Source organism: Kitasatospora sp. NPDC087861, assembly GCF_044742585.1.
Lineage (GTDB): Bacteria > Actinomycetota > Actinomycetes > Streptomycetales > Streptomycetaceae > Kitasatospora.
On sequence record NZ_JBIUUS010000005.1, the window covers coordinates 304,934 to 329,169 of the forward strand.

Here is a 24,236-nt window from a genome sequence, read left to right on the forward strand (position 1 = left end):
CCTGTTCCGGACGCGCGCCGGCGGTCAGGCCCCTGTCCCGTGCTGACGCGCGCCTGAGGTCAGGCCTGGCCGGTCTCGAAGCGGGCGATCTTCCCGTGCTCGACGGTGAAGCGCCAGGCGGTGCGCATCTCGCCCCAGGTGTCGTTGGTGAAGTTGGCGACCAGGGAGTGGCCGCCGTTCGCCTCCGTCTGGACGTCCATCCGGCCGCGGACCCCGAAGATCTCCTTGTCGATCCACTGGACGAGGTCGCGGTCGGAGCCGTCGTCGGACATGGTCGCGCTCGGGGTGAGCGTGTCGAGGAAGGCCGCGCGGTCGCCGGCGTTGATCGCGGTGACGAAGGTGCGCACGACGGGGTCGGAGAGCTTGGCGGGGGCGATGGTCATCGGGACTCCGGAGGTGAGGAGGCGGGGAGTCCTGTTTAAGGCGTTCGTCGGGTGTGCCCGGGCATGTCGGCGGCGCGTCGAGAAAATCGCGGATTCATGTGCTTAGATCCCGAAACAGGCGATTTGCCCGATCGGGGGTTGTACGGCGAAGGGCGTCCGGACGGGCGCTCGACGCGGGCCACGGGGAGTGGCGGCGGAGCGGGAGGCCGGAACCGGTCTCCCGCTCCGCGTTTCCCCGCAGGGCCCCGACGGCGCGAGACGGCGGTGAACCGGAGCGCGGCCGGCCGGCGGGGGCGTGGCCGGGACGGGAGCGGCTAGAAGAAGCCGACCGCGTCGGGGGAGTAGCTGACCAGCAGGTTCTTGGTCTGCTGGTAGTGCTCCAGCAGCGCCTTGTGGTTCTCCCGGCCGATGCCGGAGTTCTTGTAGCCGCCGAAGGCCGCGTGGGCCGGGTAGGCGTGGTAGCAGTTGGTCCACACCCGGCCGGCCTGGATGGCGCGTCCGGCGCGGTGGGCGGTGTTGAGGTCCCGGGTCCACACGCCCGCGCCGAGCCCGTACTGGGTGTCGTTGGCGAGGGCGACCGCCTCGGCGAAGTCCTCGAAGCGGGTGACCGAGACGACCGGGCCGAAGATCTCCTCCTGGAAGACCCGCATGCTGTTGACGCCCTCGAAGACCGTCGGCGTCACGTAGTAGCCGCCGGCCAGGGCGCCGCCGAGGTCGGCCCGCTCTCCGCCGGCCAGCAACTTGGCGCCCTCGGCCTGGCCGATCTCGAAGTAGGAGAGGATCTTCTTCAGCTGCTCCGCACTGGCCTGGGCGCCGACCTGGGTCTCGGTGTCCAGCGGGTCGCCCTGGCGCATCGCGCGCACCCGCGCCAGGCCGTCGGCGAGCAGCCGCTCGTAGACCGTGGACTGGATCAGCGCCCGGCTGGGACAGGTGCAGACCTCGCCCTGGTTGAGGGCGAACATCGCGAAGCCCTCGACGGCCTTGTCGTAGAAGGCGTCCGGTGCGGCGGCGACGTCCGCGAAGAACAGGTTGGGGCTCTTCCCGCCCAGCTCCAGTGAGACCGGGATCAGGTTGTCGCTGGCGGCGCGGGCGATCAGCCGGCCGGTGGTGGTCTCGCCGGTGAAGGCGATCTTGCGGACGCGGTTGCTGGCGGCCAGCGGGGCGCCGGCCTCCTCGCCGAAGCCGGTGACGATGTTGAGCACGCCGGGCGGCAGCAGGTCGGCGGTCAGCTCGGCCCACAGCAGCACCGAGGCCGGGGTCTGCTCGGCGGGCTTGAGCACCACCGCGTTGCCGGCCGCGAGCGCCGGGGCGAGCTTCCAGACCGCCATCAGGATCGGGAAGTTCCACGGGATGATCTGGCCGACCACGCCCAGCGGCTCGTGGAAGTGGTAGGCCACGGTGTCCTCGTCCAGCTGGGAGAGGCCGCCCTCCTGGGCGCGCAGCGCGCCGGCGAAGTAGCGCAGGTGGTCGATGGCGAGCGGGAGGTCGGCGGCCAGCGTCTCGCGCACCGGCTTGCCGTTCTCCCAGCTCTCCGCGACGGCCAGCGGCTCCAGGTTCGCCTCCATCCGGTCGGCGATCCGCAGCAGTGCCTGGGCCCGCTCGGCGGGCGGGGTGCGGCCCCAGGCGGGGGCGGCGGCGTGGGCCGCGTCCAGCGCGGCCTCGATGTCCTCGGCGGTGCCGCGGGCGACCTCGGTGAACACCTCACCGGTGACCGGGGTCGGGTCGCCGAAGTACTCGCCGCGCACCGGCGGCGTCCAGCCGCCGCCGATCCAGTGCTCGTACCGGGAGCGGTAGGCGACGATGCTGCCGGGGGTGCCGGGGGGCTGGTAGACCGTCATGCTCTGGTGTCTCCTCGCGACGTCGGGCGCCGCCCGGGCCGCGCGGCGGGGGCGGCGCGCCGGACCGCCCGGCTCGGGGCGGCCCGGCGGGAGGGTGCGGACACGCAATTCGGGGCGGGCGCCCGCCGGGGCGCCTGCCGTCGAGCACGATAGCCGCCGAACGCGGGTGCGGCTACGGCCCGTACGTCCGCCCCGCACGGAGGGTGCGCGTTCCGGACGACGTGTGGGGGGGTGCGCGCCCGCCGGGCCCGGCGAGCCGTCAGACCGCGTGGTACCGGCCGGTGCGGGACTCCCAGCACAGGTAGCCGGCGAGCCAGGTGACCAGTCCGTCCGCGTACCGCTGGGCGATCGTCCGCTCGATCCGGGACAGGCCCAACTCCCGGTAGACGTCCGGCAGTCTGCCGTGCAGCTCCCCGCAGCGCCCGATCATCAGCTGCGCCTCCTCCAGCACCACCGCGCAGGCCTCCTCGGCCGAGCAGCGGCGCTCGCGCTGGACGATCATCACCAGGTTGTTGACGTCGCCGCGCGGGGCCTCCAGCGGGAACGACCGGACGTCGTTGCTGAGCGACGGTATGTCGGCTGCCAGCTGCCGCAGTTGACGCAGGACCGGGTGGTGCAGGACGGCGGCGGGCACTTCGAACTGGCCGAGGCGTTCGACCATGTCGAAGATGGTCTCCATCGCCGCGGTGCCCCGTCTGAGCACCAGGTAGGCCTCCCGGTCGGGTGGTCGGGCGGAGATCCGGCCGGCCGCCTCGGCGGGATGACTGGCCAGGTACCACTCCCAGTTGTACGCGGCGCGGGCCTGCCAGCGGGCGGGCATGCCGTGCATGCTGCGGTCCCAGAGGTCGGCGAAGGCGGTCTCGACCGGTGAGTCCTGGTCGGGTCGGGCGCCGTGCAGGACGGCGATCAGCCGTTCGCAGATGGGGGCGACCTCGGTGGGCCGGCGGCCGAGCGGGCCGTCGAACTGGTCGTCGAAGAGGAAGTAGAAGCCCATCAGGTCCGCGGCGAGGGCGAGTTCGTCCGGGCCGGCGTCCGGGTAGCCGAGGGCGGCGAGGTCGGCCACCTCCCAGTGGGCGTAGCCCGGGTGGTCGGCATCGGGGAGCAGCGGGTGGCGCACCAGCCAGTCGCGGTGCAGTGCGCCGGCGCGCGGGCCGTGCGGACTGCGGCGGTGCGGGAACGGGATCTGAAGTGAGGTGTCGTCAGACATCGGACTCCCGGTGCAGCGGAGGGTGGGGGTGCCAGTGGTTCGGGTGCTGGGTATGGGGGGAGTTGACGCAGCGAGGCTTCCGGGGTGAGGGTGGTGACGCAAGATCATCTCCGCCTCGCGGGCCGTAGGTTATCTGATGCAATGATCGGACGTTAGGTGTATAGGGCAATTGCCCTTGGTAAACCGTCCGAACCCTCACCGTCCGCCCCAGCCTGCGCGAATGCCCCACAACGAGTGCCACGCAGCGCTAACCTCAGGTCCACGAGCAGTGATGCGAGCAGTGACGTGAGCAATGACGCGAGCGGCGAGGCGGAGGCGCGACGGTGACCGAGCAGGGAAACGAACTTCGGACGGGATCCGGTTCCAGCCGGGACGGCGACAGCACCTCGCCAAGGGTCCGGCTGCGCGACCGCGACGCCGAACTGCGCTCCGTCGAGGCGGCCGTCGACAAGCTCTGCCGCGCATTCGCGGCCGGCGGCACCGAGATCGGCGAACTGCTGGCCTTCTCCGGCCGCCCCGGCATCGGCAAGACCAGCCTGCTGCACGAGGTCCGACGGATCGCCAAACTCCGCGACGGCGCCACCGTGCTGTTCGCCCGCGGCAGCGAACGACAGTTCAACGAGCCGTACCACGTGCTGCGCCAACTCCTCCAGCCCGCCCTCACCAGCCTGCGGCCCGACGAGTTCCGCCAGGTCATGGGCACCTGGGAGGAGGTCGTCGGACCGGCCATGGGCCTCAAGCAGCCCAAGGCCGGCGCCCGCCGCCTCGACCCCCAGGGCGTGCGGGACGGCCTCGACTACGTCCTCACCCAACTCGCGCCGCGCCGGGCGCCGCTGGTGATGATCGTCGACGACCTGCACTGGGCCGACCACGAGTCGCTCTCCTGGCTCACCCAGTTCGCCGTCCGCTCCCGCGAACTGCCCGTCCTGCTCGTCTTCGCGTTCCGGGAGGACGAGAACGACTGGCCGGTCGAGATCCAGCAACACCGCAAGGACGTCCTCGGCCGCGCCACCGGCAAGCACGAGCTCAACCGGCTCTCGCTGGTCTCCATCACCGACATGATCCGCGCCGAACTCGGAGACAAGGCCGAGGACGCCTTCTGCTACGAGTTCTGGAACGTCGTCAACGGCAACCCCTTCGAAGCCGTCGCCCTGCTCGACCAGGTCTGCGACCAGGACCTCGAACCGGTCGAGGAGAACTCCCAGCAACTGCGCGAACTCGCCGTCGACGCCACCGGAATGACCCTCAAGAGCTGGGTGGACCGGCTCGGCGCGTCCACCCTGCGCTTCGCCTGGGCCTGCGCGATGCTCGGCACCGACATCCGGGTCGACCTCGCCACCCGGATCTCCACCCAGAGTGTCGAGGGCGCCCGCGAGTCCATCAAGCAACTGCGCAAGCAGCGCGTGCTCACCCAGACCCCCAACGGAAACCTCGAATTCGTCCACCCGCTGATCGGCAGCTCGATCTACAACACCATGCCGGAGGCCACCCGCACCGGCATGCACGGCGTCGCCGCCGCCGAGATCGAGAACGCCGGACTCGGCCTGCTCGCCGCCTCCCGCCACCTCGTCGAGACCTTCTCCGGCGAGGGCGACGACCGCACCGTCCGCAAACTGCGCCGCGCCGCCGCCGAACACCTGCTGATCGGCGCCCCCGAAGCCGCCCAGCGCTGTCTGCACCGCGCCCTCAACGAGCCGCCCGCCGACGACATCCGCGCCGAGGTGCTGTACGAACTGGGCTGCTCCGCCCTGCTGACCGACCCCGGCGCCACCGTCAACCAGCTCAAACTCGCCCTCGACCCCGACGAGGGGCCGCTGCGCCCCGGGCTGCGCGTGGACGCCACCTTCCGGCTCTCCGAGGTGCTCGCCCACAGCGGCGAACTGCGCGAGGCCGCGCTGGTCTGCCAGGACGAGGCCGAGCAGACCGCCGACCCGGCCGGCAGGCTCCGGCTCCAGGCCGCCTCGTTCATGTGGCACGCCTTCCGCAAGTCCGAGGAGGACGGTCCCGGCCGCTCCACGCGGCTCGGCGCCATGTGCGACACCCTCAGCGGCCGTGACGCCGCCGACCGGGCCGTCCTCGCGATGCGCGCCTGGGACCTCACCCTGCGCGGCGCCCCCTCCGCCGAGGCGCTGACCTATGCCGACAGCGTCCTCGACTCCGGCCGGTTGCCCCAGGGACTCGGCTGGACCAACAGCACCTGGGGCTTCGAACTGCCCTCGATGCTCGGCCTCACCTATACCTACAACGACCGCATCGCCCAGGCCGAGCGGCTGTTCGCGGACGCCATCATCCAGTTCGAGGTGGCCGGGTGGAGCGGTGCCCACCGGGGCTTCGCCTACTTCCTGATGGGTCTGGCGCGTTTCCGCCGCGGCCTGCTCGCCGAGGCCGAGGACTTCCTGCGCCGCGCGCTTCGACTGTCCGAGCGGATCGGCCCCAAGCTGCCGCTCGCGTGGGACGCCGTCGGCGTCCTGGTGGACACCCTGCTCGCCCGCGGCCGGGTCGACGAGGCCTGGGACCTCGCGGCCGAGTTCGGCTTCCACCCGCCGTACCACGCGACCGCCATGGTGCTGCCCGACGCGCCCTCGCTGTACGGCAAGCTGCTGATCGCCAAGAAGCGCCACGCCGGAGCGGCCGCCGCGCTCACCGAGGCCGGCGCCCAACTGGAGGCCCGCGGCTGGCACAACACCGTCTGGGCGCCCTGGGCCGGCCACCTGGCCATCGCGCTCGCCGCGGACGAGCCCGACCGCGCCCGCGAGTACGCCCAGAAGGCCGTCCAGGACGCGCGCACCTTCGGCACCGCCTCGGCGATCGGCACCGCGCTGCGGCTGAACGCCCAGATCGAGGACGGGCAGCAGGCGGTCGAGCTGCTGGAGCAGGCCGTGATGTACCTCGGGCAGTCGCCGGCCGGGTACGAGCACGCCGTCGCGCTGGTCGACCTCGGCGCCGCGCTGCGCCGGGTCGGGCGGCTGGAGGACGCGCAGGAGCACCTGTACCAGGGCATCGAGCTGGCCCAGCACTGCTCGGCCGAGGGACTCGTCGAGCAGGCGCGGCGGGAGCTGGCCAACTACGGCCTGCGGCCCAACCGGCTGGGGCTGCGCGACTTCCGGGAGACGCTGGAGACGCTCAGCCAGCCCGAGTGGGAGGTCGCCAACCTGGCCGTGCAGGGCGTGCCGCCGCAGCGGATCGCGGACGAGCTCGGCGTCCACCTCAGTCTGGTCAACCGTCGGTTGGCCGCCGTCTACCGCAAAGCGGGCAGCGGGCCGGACGGCCTGGCCTCCGCCCTCGGACTGCCGGCACAGCCGCGCGAGGCCACCCGGCCGGGCGACGAGTGCGAGGAGGAGTAGGGCGGGGGCGCGCGGAGGCCTAAGGCGAGGGCGTGTGGAGGCGTAGGGCGGGGGCGCGCGGACGGCGCGCGTCTCCTGCGACGGTGTCCGTCGCCAGGGCCTGTCCGGCCCTAGGCTGAGGGACACGGGGGACGCCGCGGCGTCCCCGGGACGGACCCGGAACCGGGCGGTCGGGGCACACCGCGACCGCCAGTGAGGAGCAGGCCATGGCGAGCGAGGCCACCAGCGTGCGGCACGAACCCCTCGACCCCTCGGGCGCGGGCGCCGCGATCGAGCGCTGGACGCTCTCCGCCGGCCTCTACGAGGCGAGCGTGCTCAACCTCGGCGCGACCCTGCACACCCTCACTGCGCCGGACCGTGCCGGCCGCCCCGCCCAACTGCTGCTCTCCACCGACCGGCTGGCCCAGATCCTCGGCCCGGCCCGGCACTACGGCACCGTGGTCGGCCGGTACGCCAACCGGATCGACGGCTCCGAGGTCACCATCGACGGGGAGGAGCACCCGCTCGCCCCGACCGGCGGCGGTATCACCATCCACGGCGGGCCGGACGGCTTCGCGAACCGGATGTGGGAGGCCGAGCAGATCGAGGGCGGGGTGCGGCTGCGGCTGCACAGCCCGGACGGCGACCAGGGCTTTCCCGGCGCCCTGGACGTCACCGTCTCCTACACCCTGGACCAGGCCGGCGAGCTGGTGATCGCCTACCACGCCGTCACCAGCAAGCCGACCGTGGTCAACCTGACCAACCACGCGTACTTCAACCTTGCGGGTGAGGGCGCCGGCGACGTCCTCGGGCACCTGCTCACCCTCGACGCCGACGAGTACACCCCGGCCGACGCGCGGCAGATCCCGTACGGGCGGACCGAACCGGTGGCCGGCACGCCGTTCGACTTCACCGTGGCCACGCCGATCGGCAAGTCGGTGCACGACGACCACCCGCAGTTGGCCGGGCCCGGCGGCTACGACCACAACTGGGTGCTCCGGGCCCGGCCGGCCGACGGCACGGCGGCCAGGGCGGCGCTGCTGGAGGACCCGGTCAGCGGGCGCACCCTGGAGGTGCTGACCACCGAGCCGGGCGTCCAGGTCTACACGGCCAACAAGTTCCAGGGCGCGGTCACCGGCGCGAGTGGCGTCCCCTACGGGCCGTTCGCCGGGATCGCGCTGGAGACCCAGCACTTCCCGGACTCCCCGCACCACCCGGCGTTCCCGAGCACCGTGCTGCGGCCGGGGGAGGAGTTCCGCTCGACCACGGTGCTGCGGCTCGGCGTCAGCTGAGTGCTTCGGGAACGTCGCGGGCCTGGCGGGATTGTCAGGCCCGCCCCAGGTCTAGCCCCAGGTCACGGCGCAGGTCCTGTTACAGGTCGCGGCGCATGCAGAGGCGGGGCCAGCGGTCCAGGCCGTGTTCGGCCTCCTTGCGGCGGATCTCCCGCAGGCCCGGGGTGACCTCGTGGTCGGCGAGCGGGCGGAAGCCGCAGCGGGCGTAGTAGGGGGCGTTCCAGGGGACGTCGGTGAAGGTGGTGAGGGTGAGCGCGGGGGCGTCGGTGCCCGCCGCGAGGTGCTCGATCAGCGCCCGGCCGATGCCCCGGCGGGCGTGGTCGGGGTGGACCGACACCTGCTCGATGTGCAGGGCGCCGTCCACCGGCTCGGCGAGCAGGTAGCCGGCGATCGGACCGGGGTCGGCGGGCAGGGCGGCGTCGCCGGGCAGGCCGGGGCGGTCGGGCAGGGCGGCGTCGCCGGGCAGGCCGGGGCGGTCGGGCAGGGCGGCGTCGCCGGGCAGGCCGGGGCGGTCGGCGAGGGCGACCAGGGCGACGCCCTCGTCCAGGTAGCGGGCCAGCTCGTGCGGGGCCGGCGGTTCGTCGTGGGCGATCTCCGGCATGCCGATCGCGGCGAAGGGCGCTCCGGCGGCCCGTTCCAGTTCGCACAGCAGCGGCAGTTCGTCCCGTGTGGCGGCTCTGATACGCATGCGTCCAGTCTGCTGCAAGCGTCTTTCAGCCACGCATGGTGGTGGTGTCGGCCATCCGGTATCGACTCGAAGCGGTCGAACCGGGACATTTGGTCGCGCTGTCAACTACCGTGCGGCTACGTCCAGGACACGCGGGCGTAACGATCGCTGTTTCTTGCAGAAACTTGCTGCAAGGACTTTCCGTCGCTATTGCGCCGCTGTTAACTTCCTTCCCGAGCCCGACGGCAGCAACGGTGCGGTCGGCACGAGGCAGCCATTATGCGCCTGCCTCGGAACATCTCGGGCACCCCCACCCTCCCAAGGAGTTCTCATGCGGCGTGGCATCGCGGCCTCTGCCCTCGTTGTGGCCCTCGCGGTCTCGATGGCTGCCTGTGGCAGCAGCGGCTCCAGCTCGAACGGCAAGGCCGACGGGCCGGTCACCCTCACGTACTGGGACACCTCGAACGCCACCAACGAGGCGCCGAACTACCAGGAACTGGTCAAGAAGTTCGAGGCGGCCAACCCGAACGTCAAGGTCGACTTCGTCAACGTCCCGTTCGACCAGGCGCAGAACAAGCTCCAGACCGCGATGGGGGCCAAGGGTGCTCCGGACGTGTTCCGCTCCGAGGTCGGGTGGACCGCCGCCTTCGCCAAGGCCGGCTACCTGGAGCCGCTCGACGGCACCCCGGCCGCCGCCGACACCTCCGCCTTCCAGCCCAGTCTGATCCAGCAGGCCAAGTACGACGGCAAGCTGTACGGCGTGCCGCTGGTCACCGACACCCTGGGCCTGCTCTACAACAAGGACCTGTTCGCCAAGGCCGGCATCACCGACGCCCCCAAGACCTGGGACGAGCTGAAGACCGACGCCGCCGCGCTCAAGGACAAGGCCGGCGTCGACGGCTTCTGGCTGAAGGCCGCGGACGGCTACTACGCGATGCCGTTCCTGTTCGGCGAGGGCACCGACACCGTCGACGCCGCCGGCAAGAAGATCACCGTCTCCTCGCCGGAGGCCGTCAAGGCCGTCGAGACCTACAAGTCGATGTTCACCGCGCCCGGCACGGTCAAGGCCGACGTCACCACCGACGCCTACGCGCACATGATGGACGCCTTCAACAGCGGCAAGGTCGCGGCCATCATCCAGGGGCCCTGGGAGATCACCAACATCTACAAGGGCGCCGCGTTCGCCGACAAGAAGAACCTCGGCATCGCCCCCGTCCCGGCGGGCTCCAGCGGTAAGGCCGGCGCGCCCACCGGCGGTCACAACATCTCCGTCTACGCCGGTGCCGATCAGGCCCACAAGGCCGCCGCTGAGAAGTTCGCCGCCTTCATGACCTCGGCGGAGAGCCAGGCCTTCATCGCGCAGAAGAACTCCACCCTGCCGACCCGCTCGGACGCCTTCACCGCCGACGTCAAGGCCGACCCCGGTATCGCGGGCTTCCAGGCCATTCTCGGCAGCGCCAAGCCGCGCCCCGAGCTGCCCGAGTACAGCTCGCTGTTCGCCTCGCTCGGCACCAACCTCGGCAAGACCGTCCAGGGCACCGGCACCCAGGACGCGCTGAACACCGTCGCCACCGACTACGCCAAGCTCCTGCCGGGCTTCGCCAAGTAGTCGCCGCCGGCCGTCCGGCCCGTCGCGATCGCGACGGCGGGGGCGGGGCGGGCGGGGTGGCGGCGCGTGCCGGGTGACAGATCACAGCGAACAGATAACAGATGACAACTTTCATCATCTGTTATCTGTTAGCTGTCGTCCGTCATCCGTCACCTGCGACCCGGTCACCTACTCCGCCCCCGCCGCCCCCGGCGGGCCGGACGGCAGGACCCGTAGGACCAGCAGTCGCCGACCTGAGGCGGCGGGCTCCCCCGAGAATCCCCGAGAAGGTGTCATTCGATGTCAGTCGCCGTGCAGGGCGCCACCGGCAAGGGCAGCCGGGAGCGCGAGCAGCGTCCGGGCCTGCTGGAACGCGTCAAGCGCTCCTACGCCAAGCACTGGTACGCCTACGCGATGATCGCCCCGGTGGTCCTGGTCCTCGGCGTTCTGGTGATCTACCCGCTCGTCGAGGGCGTCTGGCTCACCCTCACCGACGCCAACAGCCTCAACTCCGCCCGGACTATCGGCGTCAACCACATCCCGGCGACCTACAAGTTCGTCGGCTTCCACAACTACGCCGACATCCTGTGGGGCCCGGGCTCCTACGACCGGTTCTGGTCCCACTTCGTGTGGACCATCACCTGGACGGTCCTGTGCGTCGTCCTGCACTACACCATCGGTCTCGGCCTGGCCCTGCTGCTCAACCAGAAGCTGCGCGGTCGCGCCGTCTACCGGATGCTGCTTATCCTGCCCTGGGCCGTGCCGACCTTCGTCACGGTCTTCTCCTGGCGCCTGATGCTCGCCGACGGCGGCGCCGTCAACGGCCTGCTCTCCGCCCTGCACCTGCCCGAACCCGGCTGGTTGGACGACCCGTTGGCGCAGAAGGCGGCCGCGATCCTGGTCAACACCTGGGTCGGCGTCCCGTTCATGATGATCTCGCTGCTCGGCGGCCTGCAGTCGATCCCGGCCGAGCTGTACGAGGCCGCCGAGATGGACGGCGCCACCGCCTGGCAGCGGTTCCGCCACGTGACCCTGCCCGGGCTGCGCACCGTCTCCTCGACCGTCGTGCTGCTCGGCGTGATCTGGACGTTCAACCAATTCGCCGTCATCTTCCTGCTGTTCGGTACCAGCGGCGGCTCCGACGCCCAGCTTCTGGTCACCTGGGCCTACCGCCTCGGCTTCGGCCAACAGCCCCGGGACTACGCGCAGTCCGCCGCGTACGGCGTGATCCTGCTGTCCATCCTCATCGTCTTCACCGCCTTCTACCGGCGCTGGCTCGCCCGCAACGAGCAGGCCAACGGCTAGTAGGCCAACGGCCCCGCAAGGCCAATGGCCCCAGTAGGCCAACGGCCGCGGCCCCGGACCCAGTTGACCCACGAAGGCAGGTAACCCCGATGAGTACCACCACCGAACGTCCCGCGCCGCCGGCGAGCCCGGTACCGGCCGCCCGGCCCGCCAAGACCCGCCGCCGCGGCGAGAGCAGCCCGATGGGCAAGGCACTGGCCCACGGCGCCCTGATCCTCGCCAGCCTGGTCGCCCTGTTCCCGGTCCTGTGGATCCTCTACATCTCGCTCGGACCGGACAAGACGGACTACCTCCACCCCGGCGAGATCTTCGGCAAGTTGACCCTGTCGAACTACCACCACGTGCTGTTTGACACCGACTTCTTCACCTGGTTCGGCAACTCCTTCCTGGTCTCCGGCGTCACCACGGTGTTCGGCGTCATGGTCGCCGCCACCACCGGCTACGCCGTCTCCCGGATGCGCTTCCCCGGGCACAAGCCGCTGATGTGGTCGCTGCTGGTCACCCAGATGTTCCCGATCGCGGTGCTGATCGTGCCGATGTACACGATCCTGTCCGACCTCGGCCTGCTGGACGGCTACCTCGGCCTGATCCTGGTCTACTCGACCACCACCGTGCCGTACTGCGCCTGGCTCCTGAAGGGCTACTTCGACACCATCCCGGTGGAGATCGACGAGGCCGGCCGGGTCGACGGGCTCACCCCGATCGGCACCTTCTGGCGGCTGGTCCTGCCGCTCGCCCGGCCGGGCCTGGCGGTGGCCGCGTTCTACTCCTTCCTCACCGCCTGGGCGGAGGTGGCCTTCGCCTCCACGTTCATGCTCAGCTCCGGCAAGTACACGCTGGCCGTCGGCCTGCAGACCTTCGTCAGCGAGCACGACGCGCAGTGGAACTTCATGGCGGCGACCGCCGTGCTGATCGCGATCCCGTCCTCGGTCTTCTTCTACCTGGTGCAGCGCCACCTGGTCACCGGTCTGACCGCCGGTGCCTCCAAGTCGTAACGCTCCTCGCTCCTCTAGTCCCCAAGGGATACCGTCCATGACCCAGAACCTGGCCGACACCTCCCGGCCTGCCGCCGACGCCACCGCTCACGAGGCGGTCACCCCGGCTCCTGCGACGGGCGGGGCGTCCAGAGACTGGTGGCGGGACGCGGTCATCTACCAGGTGTACCCGCGCAGCTTCGCCGACTCCAACGGCGACGGCATGGGCGACCTGCCCGGCATCCGCAGCCGCCTGCCGTACCTGCGCGACCTCGGTGTGGACGCGGTCTGGCTCTCGCCGTTCTACGCCTCGCCGCAGGCGGACGCCGGCTACGACGTCGCCGACTACCGCGCCGTGGACCCGATGTTCGGCACCCTGCTGGACGCCGACGCGCTCATCCGGGACGCCCACCAGCTGGGGCTGCGGATCATCGTCGACCTCGTCCCCAACCACTCCTCGGACCAGCACGAGTGGTTCCAGCGCGCCCTGCGCGAGGGCCCCGCGTCCCCGCTGCGCGAGCGCTACCACTTCCGCCCGGGCAAGGGCGAGAACGGCGAACTGCCGCCCAACGACTGGGAGTCCATCTTCGGCGGCCCGGCCTGGACCCGCACGGAGAACCCGGACGGCACCCCCGGCGACTGGTACCTGCACCTGTTCGCCCCCGAGCAGCCCGACTTCAACTGGGAGAACCAGGCCGTCGCCGACGAGTTCCGCTCGATCCTGCGGTTCTGGCTCGACATGGGCGTCGACGGCTTCCGCATCGACGTCGCCCACGGCCTGGTCAAGGCCCCCGGCCTGCCCGACCTCGGCGGTTCGGACCAGCTCAAGCTACTCGGCAACGATGTCATGCCGTTCTTCGACCAGGACGGCGTACACGAGATCTACCGCAGCTGGCGCCGGATCCTCGACGAGTACCCGGGCCAGCGGATCGGCGTCGCCGAGGCGTGGACTCCGACCGTCCAGCGCACCGCCAACTACGTGCGCCCCGACGAACTGCACCAGGCCTTCAACTTCCAGTACCTGGGCACCGGTTGGGACGCCGCCGCGCTGCGCGAGGTGATCGACGTCTCGCTCGACTCGATGCGTCCGGTCGACGCCCCCACCACCTGGGTGCTGTCCAACCACGACGTCACCCGGCACGCCACCCGCTTCGCCAACCCGCCCGGCCTCGGCACCCAGATCCGCACCCCCGGCGACCGCGAGCTCGGCCTGCGCCGTGCCCGCGCCGCCACCCTGCTGATGCTCGCGCTGCCCGGCTCGGCGTACATCTACCAGGGCGAGGAACTCGGCCTGCCGGACGTCACCGACCTGCCGGACGAGGTCCGTCAGGACCCGTCGTTCTTCCGCAAGGCCGGGCAGGACGGCTACCGCGACGGCTGCCGCGTCCCGATCCCGTGGTCCGGCACCGAGGCCCCGTACGGCTTCGGCCCGGTCGCCGGCGGGCCGTCCTGGCTGCCGCAGCCGACCGAGTGGGCCGCGCTGAGCGTCGAGGCGCAGACCGGCGACCCGGAGTCCACCCTGGAGCTGTACCGCAGCGCGCTCGCCGTCCGCCGCTCCCAGGCCGATCTCGGCGCCGGGACGGACGTCGAGTGGCTGGACGGCCCCGAGGGCACCCTGGCGTTCCGCCGCGGCTCCTTCGTCTGCACGGTGAACGCCACGGGCGAGCCGGTCCGGATAGCGGCGCCCGGAAAGCTGCTGCTCTCCTCGGTGGAGCTGGTGGCGGACGGCGACGAGACGGTGCTCGCACCGGACAGCACCGGCTGGTGGGCGGTCTGACGTGGTTGCAATAGGCTCTGGGACCGTGACTACGGCGCGACTCTCAGACATCGCGGCGCAGGCGGGGGTCAGCGAAGCCACCGTCTCCCGCGTACTCAACGGCAAGGCGAACGTCTCCGCCGCCACCCGGCAGATCGTGCTGGCGGCGCTCGACGTGCTCGGCTACGAGCGGCCGACCCGACTGCGCCAGCGCAGCGCCGGCCTGATCGGGCTGATCACGCCGGAGTTGAGCAACCCGATCTTCCCCGCACTGGCCCAGGTGATCGAGCAGGTGCTCAGCCGGCACGGGTACACCCCGGTGCTGTGCACCCAGACCCCGGGCGGGTCGACCGAGGACGAACTGGTCGAGATGCTGGTCGACCGGGGCGTGGCGGGCATCGTCTTCGTCTCCGGGCTGCACGCCGACTCCACCGCCGACCACGACCGCTACGCCCGGCTGACCGGGCGCGGGGTGCCGTTCGTGCTGATCAACGGCTACAGCGAGCGGATCGACGCGCCGTTCATCTCGCCGGACGACCGGGCCGCGATGTGGATGGCCGTCCAGCACCTGGCAGAACTCGGGCACGAGCGGATCGGGTTGGCCGTCGGGCAGCGGCGGTATGTCCCGGTGCTGCGCAAGATCGAGGGCTTCACGGCCGCGATGCGCGAGGTGCTCGGGCTGGGCGGGGAGGAGGCCGAGAACCTCGTCCACCACACGCTGTTCAGTGTGGAGGGCGGGCACGCGGCGGCCGGCGCACTGCTCGACAAGGGGTGCACGGCCATCGTGTGCGGCAGCGACATGATGGCGCTCGGAGCGATCCGCGCGGTGCGCCAGCGTGGGCTGTCGGTGCCGCAGGACGTGTCGGTGGTCGGCTTCGACGACTCGCCGCTGATCGCCTTCACCGAGCCGCCGCTGACCACGATCCGCCAGCCGGTCGAGGCGATGGCCACGGCGGCGGTGGACGCGCTGCTGGAGGAGGTCGGTGGAAACGCGGCCCAGCGCGGGGAGTTCATGTTCCAGCCGGAGCTGGTCATGCGCGGGTCCACGGGGGCTTGCGCGCGCTGAGCGTAGACGGAGGACGGGCGAACGGGCCCCGGGAGAGCGGTTGCTCTCCGGGGCCCGTTTCGCGTGTCGCGGGTGCGTCGGGTCAGCCCTCGTGGTCCGTGGAGGGGCGCTGGGGGAGCCGCCGGCCGTCGAGCGCGTCGCCGGTCCGGGTCTCGGTGCGGCGGCCGCGGGCCAGGTAGTCGCGCAGGACCAGTTCGACGGCGTCCTGGGGGCTCTTGGTGCCGGAGAGCATCATCGCGTCGATTGCGAGGTTCGCGTCGAGTGTGACGGTGACCTGGGCCATGGTGACTCCTCCTCTGCTGCGGAGCAGCAGCATGCCCGCTGGCGCGGGCTTTGACCATGGCCCCTGGTCGTCGGGGGCGGGATGCGCCGGAACCCCCGGAGGAGCGACCAGACTCTCCCCGGGGGCGGGCGACGGCTGACAGGTGACAGATGATGAAATCTGTTATCTGTTATCTGTCAGCCGTCATCTGTTACCTGTTCCTTGTCGCTCGCCCGTCGTCCTCAGACCCGGCCGGCGAAGTCCGGGGCCCAGTTGGCGACGGTCTGCAGGCGCACGCCCGAGCTCGGGTTGGCGGCCTCGACGTACTGGCCGCCGCCGATGTAGATCGCGACGTGGTAGACGCCGGAGTCCTTGCCGTTGTTGGACCAGAACAGCAGGTCGCCCGCCTGGAGGCTGTCCAGCGAGACGTGGGTGCTGGCGGCGGCCTGGTCGGCGGCGACGCGCGGGACGGAGACGCCCGCGGCACGCAGCGCGGCCTGGGTCAGACCGGAGCAGTCCCAGCCGCCGTTGCCGGTGCCGCCGTAGACGTAGGCCTGGCCGACCTTCGACTTGGCGAAGGAGACCGCGGCGGCCATGCTGCCGGTGGCGGTCTGGGCGGGGGCCTGAGTCTGCGCCTGGGCGGCCGGCTTCGAGGCCGGGGCCTGGCTCTGCGCGGCCGGCTTGGCGTTCACGGCACCGCCGTTGGAGGTCTGGCCGGACTTCTGCGAGCGGTCGAACCAGGTGAAGCCCGAGCCGGACTGGTCGGCCTGCGCCGACTGCTGGGCCGCCTGGCCGCCGTCCTTGAACGACAGGCGCTGGCCCGGGTAGATGGTGTCCGGACCCTCGGTCAGGGTGCCGCGGTTGAGCTCGTACAGCCGCTGCCAGCCGCCCTGGACGTTGTTCTTGTCGGCGATCGAGGACAGCCAGTCGCCGGCGGCGACGGTGTAGTCCCCGCCCTGGGCCTGGGCGTTGCCCTGGGCCTGTGCCTGGTCCTGGGCCGGCGCGGCCGGCTTCGAAGCGGGCTTCGTGGCGGGGGCCTGGTCCTGCGTCGGCTTGGCGGCCGGGGCAGCGGGCTTGGCGGCAGGCTTGGCGGCGGTCGAGCCGGTGGTCGAACCGGCCGCGGTGTCGACGGACGCCGCGGCGCCGCCCTTGGTCAGGCCGGCCTGGACGGAGCACACCGGCCAGGCGCCCGGGCCCTGCGAGGCGAGCACCTTCTCGGCGACGGCGATCTGCTGGTCCTTGGTGGCCCGGTTGGCCTGCGGGGCGTAGGCGGTGCCACCGAAGGCGGCCCAGGTGCTGGAGGTGAACTGCAGGCCGCCGTAGAAGCCGTTGCCGGTGTTGATGCTCCAGTTGCCGGTGCTCTCGCACTGGGCGACCTTGTCCCAGGTGGCGACGGAGGCGGCGGAGGCGGTGCCGGAGGTGAGGCACGGGATGCTGAGGCCGACGCCCGCGACGCCGATGGCGGCGATCACGCGTCGGGTGCGGCTGGACAGACGGGTGCCGTTGGTGGGCAGCATGAAGACGCGGTCCTCTCCCACGCCTGCGAGGTGAGCTGTCGGATTCGGGCTGGAGTTGCCCGGCCGCGCTGTGGGCGCGGCTTCACCCCTAGCCCTGAACCGTTCCGAAGAGCGGTCCGGGGCGACTTACCTGTGGGTCCCCCGCTCCTGCCGTGATGCGTTTTCGCGCTGCCAGGACATCCGACGGCAGGACTCGGCGTCGCGGATGAACTGGGTCCGTGTGGCCACGAACGGGGAGCACGTTAAGCAGACTTAAGTTCAAACTGCAAACACCTGTGATGCACATCACGGTTTGGTGAGAAGCGCCATTTCCCTAACCCATCATGATCGGAAATGACCGTTTTTCGGCAACGTCGCTATAGGCGTACGTAACTGTCTGAGCTTCAGGGAGTGAGTGACGGCGCGTCGGGTCGCATGAGGGCATAGGCGCGGGAAGGGGGTGTGGGTGCGCCTCGACAGCCGGGGGGTACGCCAGGCGGCGGCGAACAAATGCGAACAGAACGGACATTACTCTCATTCGCCCCTTAACTCCCGTACGGGACAAGCCGAAAGGGCCCGGAACGCTACCGTCCCGGGCCCTCTCGGTGCGCGTGGTGTCCGTTACCGGTCGGCAGGCCCCTCGGCGGCGGCGTGAGCCGCGTGGGCGGCGCGACCGGCGTGGGTGCCCTCGGCGGCCTCCGCCTCCGCCTCTGCGGCGGCCTCGGCCTCCGGGGAGGGTGCGGGCAGCGCGGCCAGGTAGGTGGAGGCGATCAGCTGGCCGACCGTCGGGTAGGCGCCCAGCGGCGCGGCGGACGGGCAGCCGGTCTCCTCGGCGGCCGCGGCGAGCAGCTCCGAGTCGGCCTCCGGCCCGATCACCAGCGGGGCCAGCGCCGGGCGCTGGGAGCCGGTCTCCTTGAGGTGGTTGACGGCCGCGGCGACCGAGCCGGGCACGTCGAGCGCGGCGGGGACGACCGGGACGGCCAGTCGGGCCGCCAGCAGGACGCCGGTGATGCCGGCCGCCGCGGCGGCGTCCTCGCCGCCGACGGTGGTGAGCACCACGCCGTCCGCGGCGGTCGCGATGGCGAACAGCCGGGCGCGGTCGGCCCGGGCCAGGCCGGCCTCGGACAGTCGCACGTGCACGGCCTCGGCGAGCAGCGGGTGCGGGCCGAGCACGTCGGTGACGGGCGCTCCGTACTCCGCGGCGAGGGCGTGAAGTTCGGTCAGGAATCCGTGCGGGCCGGGTACCAGCGGTACCAGGACCGGTGCGGGCAGGCCGGCCTCGGCGGCCATGGCCAGCAGTTCGGCGACGGTGTGCTCGTCACCGCCGGTGCTCTCGGCGGCGTTGCCGGGGAGGTAGCCGACGGCGGTCTGGACGCCGCCCTGCTCGCTGCGGACGATCGACAGCAGCTCCTCGACGACCGAGCGGGACTCGGGCCCGGCGGTCGCGGGCACGGCGAGCACCAGGGCCGGGGAGCCGGCCGGGATCTCGGGGCGCTCGGGGCGGCGGTGGCGCCCCCGCGCACGGGAGCCTGGACTACGGACGGGCAGTGGCGCGCCCGGGATGGCTGCGGTGCTCATGCCGGAGATCGTAGGACATCGGCCCGTCAGGCCTGCAGTCGGCTGCCGTTCGGGTTTCGCGTGGTCATGGTGCGTGCGCCGCGCATCCGGTGTGCCGTCCGGGTGGTTTGCCCGCAATTCGGACATATCTCCCCCTGGCCTCGGATGGTCACCGCCAGTTGCCATGACGTGTCCGACGGGGCGTCGAGTTGCGACTGTGGCGCGTGAGATGTCTCACAGCTTGAGGTTCGCTTGACGGAGGGTCACGGCGGTGCGACTCCCGGCGCCGGAAGATCAACATTCAGCGGGGAAACGCTCACGGCCGGTTATCGGAGATCTGGCGATTCACTCGACTATGTCCGTTTACGTACCGTCAGGAGAAGGGTCCGTGAAGAGTTCGGGGCGGCGGTGAAAGGCCTCGTGCACCTGCAATGTCCCGTGCTGATGCACGTGCACAGCAGCTATCATCACGTCAAGTGAGGCGTTGTGCCGGGCCGGTACGGGGCCGGTCCGTTCGTTCGGCGGGTGCCGGGGGCGCCGCGCTGGACGACCACTCCGGAGCTCTTCGGGAGATTTCTATGCACGACTCGCAGGACACGCACGGCTCGTACGACACCTACAACGGGATGGCGGCCGCCGACCTCAAGGGGGTGGTCTGGCAGAAGAGCCTGCACAGCAACTCCCAGGGGAACTGCGTCGAGTTCGCGGCCCTGCCGGGGGGCGATGTGGCGATGCGCAACTCGCGCTTCCCGGAAGGTCCGGCGCTCATCTATACGCGGGCCGAGATCGCCGCCCTGCTGCTGGGGGCCAAGGACGGGGAGTTCGACCACCTGGCGGTCTGACCGGCCGCCGTCTTCCATCGGGGGGCCGTCGTGGGTGCTGACACCGCGACGGCCTTTGTCTTTTCCGGTTCCGGTTCCGACCCCGGCTCTTCCGCGGCCGCTCCACGACCTCGCGGTCAACCCTGCGAGGGCGCCGCGAGTGGACCCGCGCGCCGTCCGGCGACCCGTCCGGACCCTGTACCGCGGCCGGCCCGGCGGCCCGTCCGGCGGCCCGTCCGGTGGTTCGTCCTGCGGCTCGGCCGACAGGTGGCCCGGAGGCGTGTCCGGGGGCTGCCCCGGGAGTCGTCCGGGGAATCGTTCTGAGAGTCGCGCCGGGGCCTGTCGCGCACGTGCGCCCGGCCCGCCGGTCCGTCCTGAGGAGCCCGGGGCGTGGTCCTCCCGGGGCCTTCCTCGGCCGGCCGCGCGCCGCCTGGCGCTAGGCCGAGCGCCGGTGCCGTCCACCGAGTTCGGAACCGGTGGCCGGCTCCGCCTCGAACAGGGCCCAGACCACCTTGCCGCTGCCCAGCGGGTGCCAGCCCCAGGAGCGGCTGAAGGACTCCACCAGGTGCAGTCCGCGGCCGGATTCGGCGACGAAGTCCGCCTCCCGGGCGACCGGACCGATGCTGCTCGGATCGCTCACCGCGCAGACCACCTGGGGAGAGCGGTGGACCAGGCTTATTCGGATCGGCAGTCGGCCTTCAGCGGTCGGCTGTATGGGAAAGTCGTACCCGCCTTGGGCGCCGCCCGCGGGGTCGGGCCGTGCGCCGATCGCATGCCGTAGTGCGTTGGTCACCAGTTCCGAGGCCACCAGCGCGACGTCGTCGAACAACTCCATCAGGCCCCAGCGCTGAAGAGAGGTCCGGGCGAAGTCGCGCGCGGTTCTGACGGCTTCGAAGCGAGGAGCGAGCGTGCAGGTGACCACATGGGGGTCAATCGCCAAAGCCGTACCGGTGCTCATGAAGAGCTCCTCCCATAAGGGGGCGGACACGGCTGGACCCGCCGGGGTCATGCCGGTCACCTCCGACTCGCTCGGCCGCTCGGCCGCCCCTTCGACCAGCGCGCGCGCACTCGAACGCCCGGTGGCGCGGGGGGACGCCGCCGGGTCGGTGCACGGAGTCGCGCGTGGGGTCGACGCGGAGCCCGCGGGAATGCCAGGGATGTGCAGGTGCACGTGCACCATGGTGGTGTGCGCTCACTGCAGATGCAAGAGTCGATTCACGTGCAGTCGCACTATTGGCATATGCAAGCGCCGAATGCACGTGCATCCTGGTGCTCGGAGTGCGGAACTGATAGGAACATCCGTCAGTATCGGCACCGTGAGCGCTCAACTGATGGCAGACTGTGCGCTGTTTGCCCTAGGTGGAGGTTTCGACCGCATGACCACAGTTCAGCCGGGCGGCGGCTCGATGGTCCGCCGGATCCTCCTCGGCTCGCAGCTGCGTCGCCTGCGTGAGACGCGCGGCATCACGCGCGAGGACGCCGGCTACGCGATCCGCGCCTCCGAGTCCAAGATCAGCCGCATGGAACTCGGCCGCGTCAGCTTCAAGGAGCGCGACGTCGCCGACCTGCTCAGCCTCTACGGCGTGGACGACGGCCTGGAGCGGGAGGCCCTGCTCGGCCTCGTCCGCGAGGCCAACAAGTCCGGCTGGTGGCACAGCTTCAACGACGTGCTGCCGGGTTGGTTCCAGACCTACGTCGGTCTGGAGGAGGCGGCTCAACTGATCCGCACCTACGAGGTGCAGTTCATCCCCGGACTGCTGCAGTCCGAGGAGTACGCGCGGGCGGTTTTCGGCCAGAGTCGGCCGGTCATCAGCGAGGAGGAGGTCGAGCGGCGGGTCAGCCTCCGCCTGCGCCGCCAGAAGCTGCTGGCCGAGGGCGCCAGCCCGCGCCTGTGGGCCGTGATCGACGAGGCCGCGCTACGGCGTCCGGTCGGCGGGCCCAAGGTGATGCGCGGTCAGGTGCAGTACCTGATCGACGTCGCTGAGCAGACCAACGTCGTGATCCAGGTCATGCCGTTCCGCTTCGGCGCGCACGCGGGGGAGTCCGGGGCGTTCACGATCCTGCGCTTCCCGGAGCAGGACCTCGCGGACGTCGTGTACCTGGAGCAGCTCACCAGCGCGCTCTACCTCGACAAGCGGGACGACGTCGACGCGTACATCCAGGTCATGGAGCGGCTCTGCGTGGACAGCCTCACGCCCGAGCGCACCATAGACCTGCTGGCCTCGATCCTGAAGGAGCGCTGAGGCTCCGCCCGGCCACGGCTCAGCCGGGATGGCCCCGGTGATCCGCCGGCAGCCGTCCGACACCGAGCAGCCGCCCGCCCGCCGTCAACCGCGGGCCGGCGGCCGTTCGCGTTCCGGCGGCAGCGGCTGCGGCGGGAGGCCCAGCTCCCAGGGCAGGTTGTAGCGGCGGAACAGGTCCGCCCGGATCGGCGCCAGCGGGAGCTCGGCGCCCGGCAGCAGCACCCCGATGCAGCCGCCCATCAGCGCGCTGCGCAGCACCGCGTGCTCGGCGGCCGGGTCCGGCGCGCCCCAGTCGAGCAGCAGGCCCTGGAGGATGGCGCCGAGTTGCTGCTGCTCCGGGTCCTGGACGAAGGCACCGGAGTCCGGGTCCAGGATCAGCGCGAGGTGCGAGCGCATCACGCGGGGGTGGTCCAGGGCCAGGGTGAGGACCGCGTCGATCGCACGGGCCAGCCGGGCCTCCGGAGAGGCGTCCGGCGTCAGTTCGGCGAGTGCGGAGGAAAGCGACTGGTGCATCATCCGGTGCGTCGCGGACTGCATCAGCAGTCGTTTGCCGTCGAAGTAGTACGAGAGCAGTCCGCGCGCGAGCCCCGCCCGCTCGGCGATGTCGGTCAGCGTGGTGCCCGCGTAGCCGCGCTGGTCGACCAGTTCGACGGTGGCTCGCATGATGCGCCGACGGGAGCGTTGCCGCATCTCCTCATTGACCGAATCCCCGCGAGGTGCCATCGTGTCTGCTCCGAACGTTCATTGGCTCCGAGCCAATATACTGGCGGAGCCGCAGCCGCACCGTGGATCCGCGCGCCGGTGGGCGCCGCTCGGGCGGCCGGTACGAAGACGGCCGGCTCCACCAAGACGGGGGTTTGGTGGAGCCGGCGCCATTGCCCGGTGGCCGGGGGGTCGGCCCCCGATGGCGGTGACGGTCAGCGATTGGTCAGGACTTCGGTCCGGGCCGCATTCGACCCGGCCGCAGGGTAATCATAGTCCGGCACCGTCACGGGAGTTGACTTGCTCCGGCGGTCGACCAGGGCACCCACCGCAGCGATCAGCAGACCGAGCAGCGCGACCGCCGTGACGAACATCAGGGCCGGACGGTAGCCGTCCAGCTGCGCCTGCGGGCTGTCGCCACCGGCACTGCCGGCGGTGATCATCGCGGTCGCCCCGGCCAGGACCACGGCGGTGCCGACCTGGATCGCGGTGTTCACCAGACCGGAGGCCAGGCCCTGCTCCTCGTCGCTCACGCCGTCGGTGGCGGCGATGTTCACCGAGGGGAAGGCCAGCGCGAAGCCCACGCCGAGCAGCAGCATCGAGGGCAGGACCAGGACCGGGTACGAGCTGTGCTCGTCCAGCCGCAGGAACAGCGCGAACGCGCCGACCAGGGCCAGCAGGCCGATCGGCAGCAGCCGACCGGTGCCGAAGCGGTCCACGATCGGACCCATGAACGGCGCCGAGAGCGCGATGAAGGCGCCGGCCGGCAGCAGCCCGAGGGCCATCTGCAGCGCGGACCAGCCGAGCAGGTGCTGCAGGTAGAGCGTGACGACGAACTGGAACCCGCCGTACGCGCCGGTCATCGTGAAGGCGATCACGTTGGCCCGGGCGACCGAGCCGTTGCGGAAGATGCCGAGCCGGACCAGCGGGTGTGCGGTGCGGCTCTCGACCACGAGGAAGGCGGCGGCGAGCGCGACCACCACGGCCAGCGATCCGACGGTGCGCAGGCTCAGCCAGCCGGCGCCCTGTGCCTCGGTGACGGTGAACACCAGCAGCAGCACGGTCGTGGTGCCGGTGATCGCGCCCAGCACGTCGTAGCCGCCCTTGGCGCGCTCCTCGGTCGGGCGGGGAAGCAGCCGGATCGCGAAGACCAGGGCGAGCAGCGCGACCGGGACGGGCATCAGGAAGGTCCAGCGCCAGCCGACCGAGGTGAGCAGGCCGCTGAGCACCAGACCGAGCGAGAAGCCGCTGGCGCCGCAGGTGGTGTAGATCGACAGCGCCCGGTTGCGGGCGGGGCCCTCGGCGAAGGTCGTGGTGATGATCGACAGGCCGGCCGGCGCGGTGAAGGCGGCGCTGACGCCCTTGAGGAAGCGGGCCGCGATCAGCAGGCCGCCGTCGTCGACCAGGCCGCCGACCAGTGAGGCGGCGGCGAAGGCGCCCAGGGCGATCAGAAAGACCCGGCGGCGGCCGAGCAGGTCGGCGGCGCGGCCGCCGAGCAGCAGCAGGCCGCCGTAGCCGAGCACGTAGCCGGAGACCACCCACTGCAGGGCGGAGGTGGAGAGGTGGAGCTCGGAGCCGATGGACGGGAGGGCGACGCCGACCATGGATACGTCCAGGGCGTCCAGGAACATGGCGGCGCAGAGCACGATCAGGGTGCCCCAGAGGCGGGGTGTCCAGCTCATCCCGCTGGTTGACGAGGCGTCGGGTGACGTGACGGTCGCGGTGGTCATGGGGAGGACAGTACATGCACGTGCAT

19 protein-coding genes and 1 riboswitch are annotated in these 24,236 nt (G+C 71.4%); of the genes, 9 read left to right on the top strand and 10 right to left on the bottom strand.

Annotated elements, in window-relative coordinates; genetic code table 11:
* Window positions 1–59: 59 nt before the first annotated feature.
* The 3 genes from ACIOJE_RS10785 to ACIOJE_RS10795 all read right to left on the bottom strand — a co-directional run bounded on the left by ACIOJE_RS10785 (window position 60) and on the right by ACIOJE_RS10795 (window position 3,428).
* Window positions 60–383, bottom strand: a complete 324-nt coding sequence (locus ACIOJE_RS10785) for a nuclear transport factor 2 family protein (RefSeq protein WP_280679677.1) — start codon at window positions 381–383, stop codon at window positions 60–62.
* A 314-nt stretch (window positions 384–697) separates the two neighbouring features.
* Window positions 698–2,221, bottom strand: a complete 1,524-nt coding sequence (locus ACIOJE_RS10790) for an aldehyde dehydrogenase family protein (protein WP_280679679.1) — start codon at window positions 2,219–2,221, stop codon at window positions 698–700.
* A 259-nt stretch (window positions 2,222–2,480) separates the two neighbouring features.
* Complete coding sequence (locus ACIOJE_RS10795) at window positions 2,481–3,428, bottom strand: terpene cyclase (RefSeq protein WP_400775070.1); 948 nt, start codon at window positions 3,426–3,428, stop codon at window positions 2,481–2,483.
* A 323-nt stretch (window positions 3,429–3,751) separates the two neighbouring features.
* Here ACIOJE_RS10795 and ACIOJE_RS10800 point away from each other — a divergent pair, with 323 nt between their 5' ends.
* A complete protein-coding gene (locus ACIOJE_RS10800) occupies window positions 3,752–6,772 on the top strand; it encodes an ATP-binding protein (RefSeq protein WP_400775073.1) in 3,021 nt (1,006 codons plus the stop codon).
* A gap of 206 nt (window positions 6,773–6,978) precedes the next feature.
* Window positions 6,979–8,043, top strand: coding sequence for an aldose epimerase family protein (locus ACIOJE_RS10805; RefSeq protein ID WP_400775075.1), 1,065 nt, complete (start codon window positions 6,979–6,981; stop codon window positions 8,041–8,043).
* 79 nt (window positions 8,044–8,122) lie between these two features.
* On the opposite strand, the gene ACIOJE_RS10810 is transcribed toward ACIOJE_RS10805, so the two are convergent.
* Window positions 8,123–8,731: a GNAT family N-acetyltransferase gene (locus ACIOJE_RS10810; protein ID WP_400775076.1), complete on the bottom strand. Its 609-nt coding sequence runs from the start codon at window positions 8,729–8,731 to the stop codon at window positions 8,123–8,125.
* Window positions 8,732–9,041: 310 nt separating this feature from the next.
* Here ACIOJE_RS10810 and ACIOJE_RS10815 point away from each other — a divergent pair, with 310 nt between their 5' ends.
* The 5 genes from ACIOJE_RS10815 to ACIOJE_RS10835 all read left to right on the top strand — a co-directional run bounded on the left by ACIOJE_RS10815 (window position 9,042) and on the right by ACIOJE_RS10835 (window position 15,399).
* Window positions 9,042–10,319: an extracellular solute-binding protein gene (locus tag ACIOJE_RS10815; RefSeq protein WP_400775078.1), complete on the top strand. Its 1,278-nt coding sequence runs from the start codon at window positions 9,042–9,044 to the stop codon at window positions 10,317–10,319.
* A 279-nt stretch (window positions 10,320–10,598) separates the two neighbouring features.
* Window positions 10,599–11,603, top strand: a complete 1,005-nt coding sequence (locus tag ACIOJE_RS10820; RefSeq protein ID WP_280679696.1) for a sugar ABC transporter permease — start codon at window positions 10,599–10,601, stop codon at window positions 11,601–11,603.
* An 89-nt stretch (window positions 11,604–11,692) separates the two neighbouring features.
* Entirely contained in the window at window positions 11,693–12,598 is a 906-nt protein-coding gene (locus ACIOJE_RS10825) for a sugar ABC transporter permease (RefSeq protein ID WP_400775081.1), read from the top strand.
* Window positions 12,599–12,635: 37 nt separating this feature from the next.
* On the top strand, window positions 12,636–14,354 hold the full coding sequence (locus tag ACIOJE_RS10830) for a glycoside hydrolase family 13 protein (protein ID WP_400775083.1): 1,719 nt from the start codon (window positions 12,636–12,638) through the stop codon (window positions 14,352–14,354).
* A 25-nt stretch (window positions 14,355–14,379) separates the two neighbouring features.
* Window positions 14,380–15,399, top strand: a complete 1,020-nt coding sequence (locus ACIOJE_RS10835; RefSeq protein ID WP_400775086.1) for a LacI family DNA-binding transcriptional regulator — start codon at window positions 14,380–14,382, stop codon at window positions 15,397–15,399.
* Window positions 15,400–15,481: 82 nt separating this feature from the next.
* On the opposite strand, the gene ACIOJE_RS10840 is transcribed toward ACIOJE_RS10835, so the two are convergent.
* The 3 genes from ACIOJE_RS10840 to ACIOJE_RS10850 form a co-directional block, all read right to left on the bottom strand.
* Window positions 15,482–15,682 (bottom strand): hypothetical protein, encoded by a 201-nt coding sequence (locus ACIOJE_RS10840; RefSeq protein ID WP_280679704.1) that lies wholly within the window; start codon window positions 15,680–15,682, stop codon window positions 15,482–15,484.
* 221 nt (window positions 15,683–15,903) lie between these two features.
* Window positions 15,904–17,199 (bottom strand): transglycosylase family protein, encoded by a 1,296-nt coding sequence (locus ACIOJE_RS10845; RefSeq protein ID WP_400775088.1) that lies wholly within the window; start codon window positions 17,197–17,199, stop codon window positions 15,904–15,906.
* A riboswitch (cyclic di-AMP (ydaO/yuaA leader) is annotated at window positions 17,186–17,348 on the bottom strand. (Overlaps the previous gene by 14 nt.)
* A gap of 430 nt (window positions 17,349–17,778) precedes the next feature.
* Entirely contained in the window at window positions 17,779–18,735 is a 957-nt protein-coding gene (locus tag ACIOJE_RS10850) for a hypothetical protein (protein ID WP_280679708.1), read from the bottom strand.
* 557 nt (window positions 18,736–19,292) lie between these two features.
* On the opposite strand from ACIOJE_RS10850, the gene ACIOJE_RS10855 reads away from it, so the two are divergent.
* On the top strand, window positions 19,293–19,556 hold the full coding sequence (locus ACIOJE_RS10855) for a DUF397 domain-containing protein (protein WP_280679710.1): 264 nt from the start codon (window positions 19,293–19,295) through the stop codon (window positions 19,554–19,556).
* 415 nt (window positions 19,557–19,971) lie between these two features.
* Here ACIOJE_RS10855 and ACIOJE_RS10860 read toward each other — a convergent pair whose 3' ends face one another.
* The gene (locus tag ACIOJE_RS10860) at window positions 19,972–20,493 is read right to left on the bottom strand and encodes an ATP-binding protein (RefSeq protein ID WP_280679712.1); all 522 of its coding nucleotides are present in this window, start codon (window positions 20,491–20,493) and stop codon (window positions 19,972–19,974) included.
* Window positions 20,494–20,911: 418 nt separating this feature from the next.
* Here ACIOJE_RS10860 and ACIOJE_RS10865 point away from each other — a divergent pair, with 418 nt between their 5' ends.
* On the top strand, window positions 20,912–21,778 hold the full coding sequence (locus ACIOJE_RS10865) for a helix-turn-helix transcriptional regulator (RefSeq protein ID WP_280679714.1): 867 nt from the start codon (window positions 20,912–20,914) through the stop codon (window positions 21,776–21,778).
* A gap of 84 nt (window positions 21,779–21,862) precedes the next feature.
* On the opposite strand, the gene ACIOJE_RS10870 is transcribed toward ACIOJE_RS10865, so the two are convergent.
* Together ACIOJE_RS10870 and ACIOJE_RS10875 are read right to left on the bottom strand one after the other, a co-directional pair.
* Entirely contained in the window at window positions 21,863–22,441 is a 579-nt protein-coding gene (locus tag ACIOJE_RS10870) for a TetR/AcrR family transcriptional regulator (protein ID WP_280679716.1), read from the bottom strand.
* Window positions 22,442–22,695: 254 nt separating this feature from the next.
* Window positions 22,696–24,210 carry an MFS transporter gene (locus ACIOJE_RS10875; RefSeq protein ID WP_400775092.1) on the bottom strand — a complete coding sequence of 505 codons (1,515 nt, stop codon included), beginning with the start codon at window positions 24,208–24,210 and terminating at the stop codon, window positions 22,696–22,698.
* Between the last annotated feature and the right edge of the window lie 26 nt (window positions 24,211–24,236).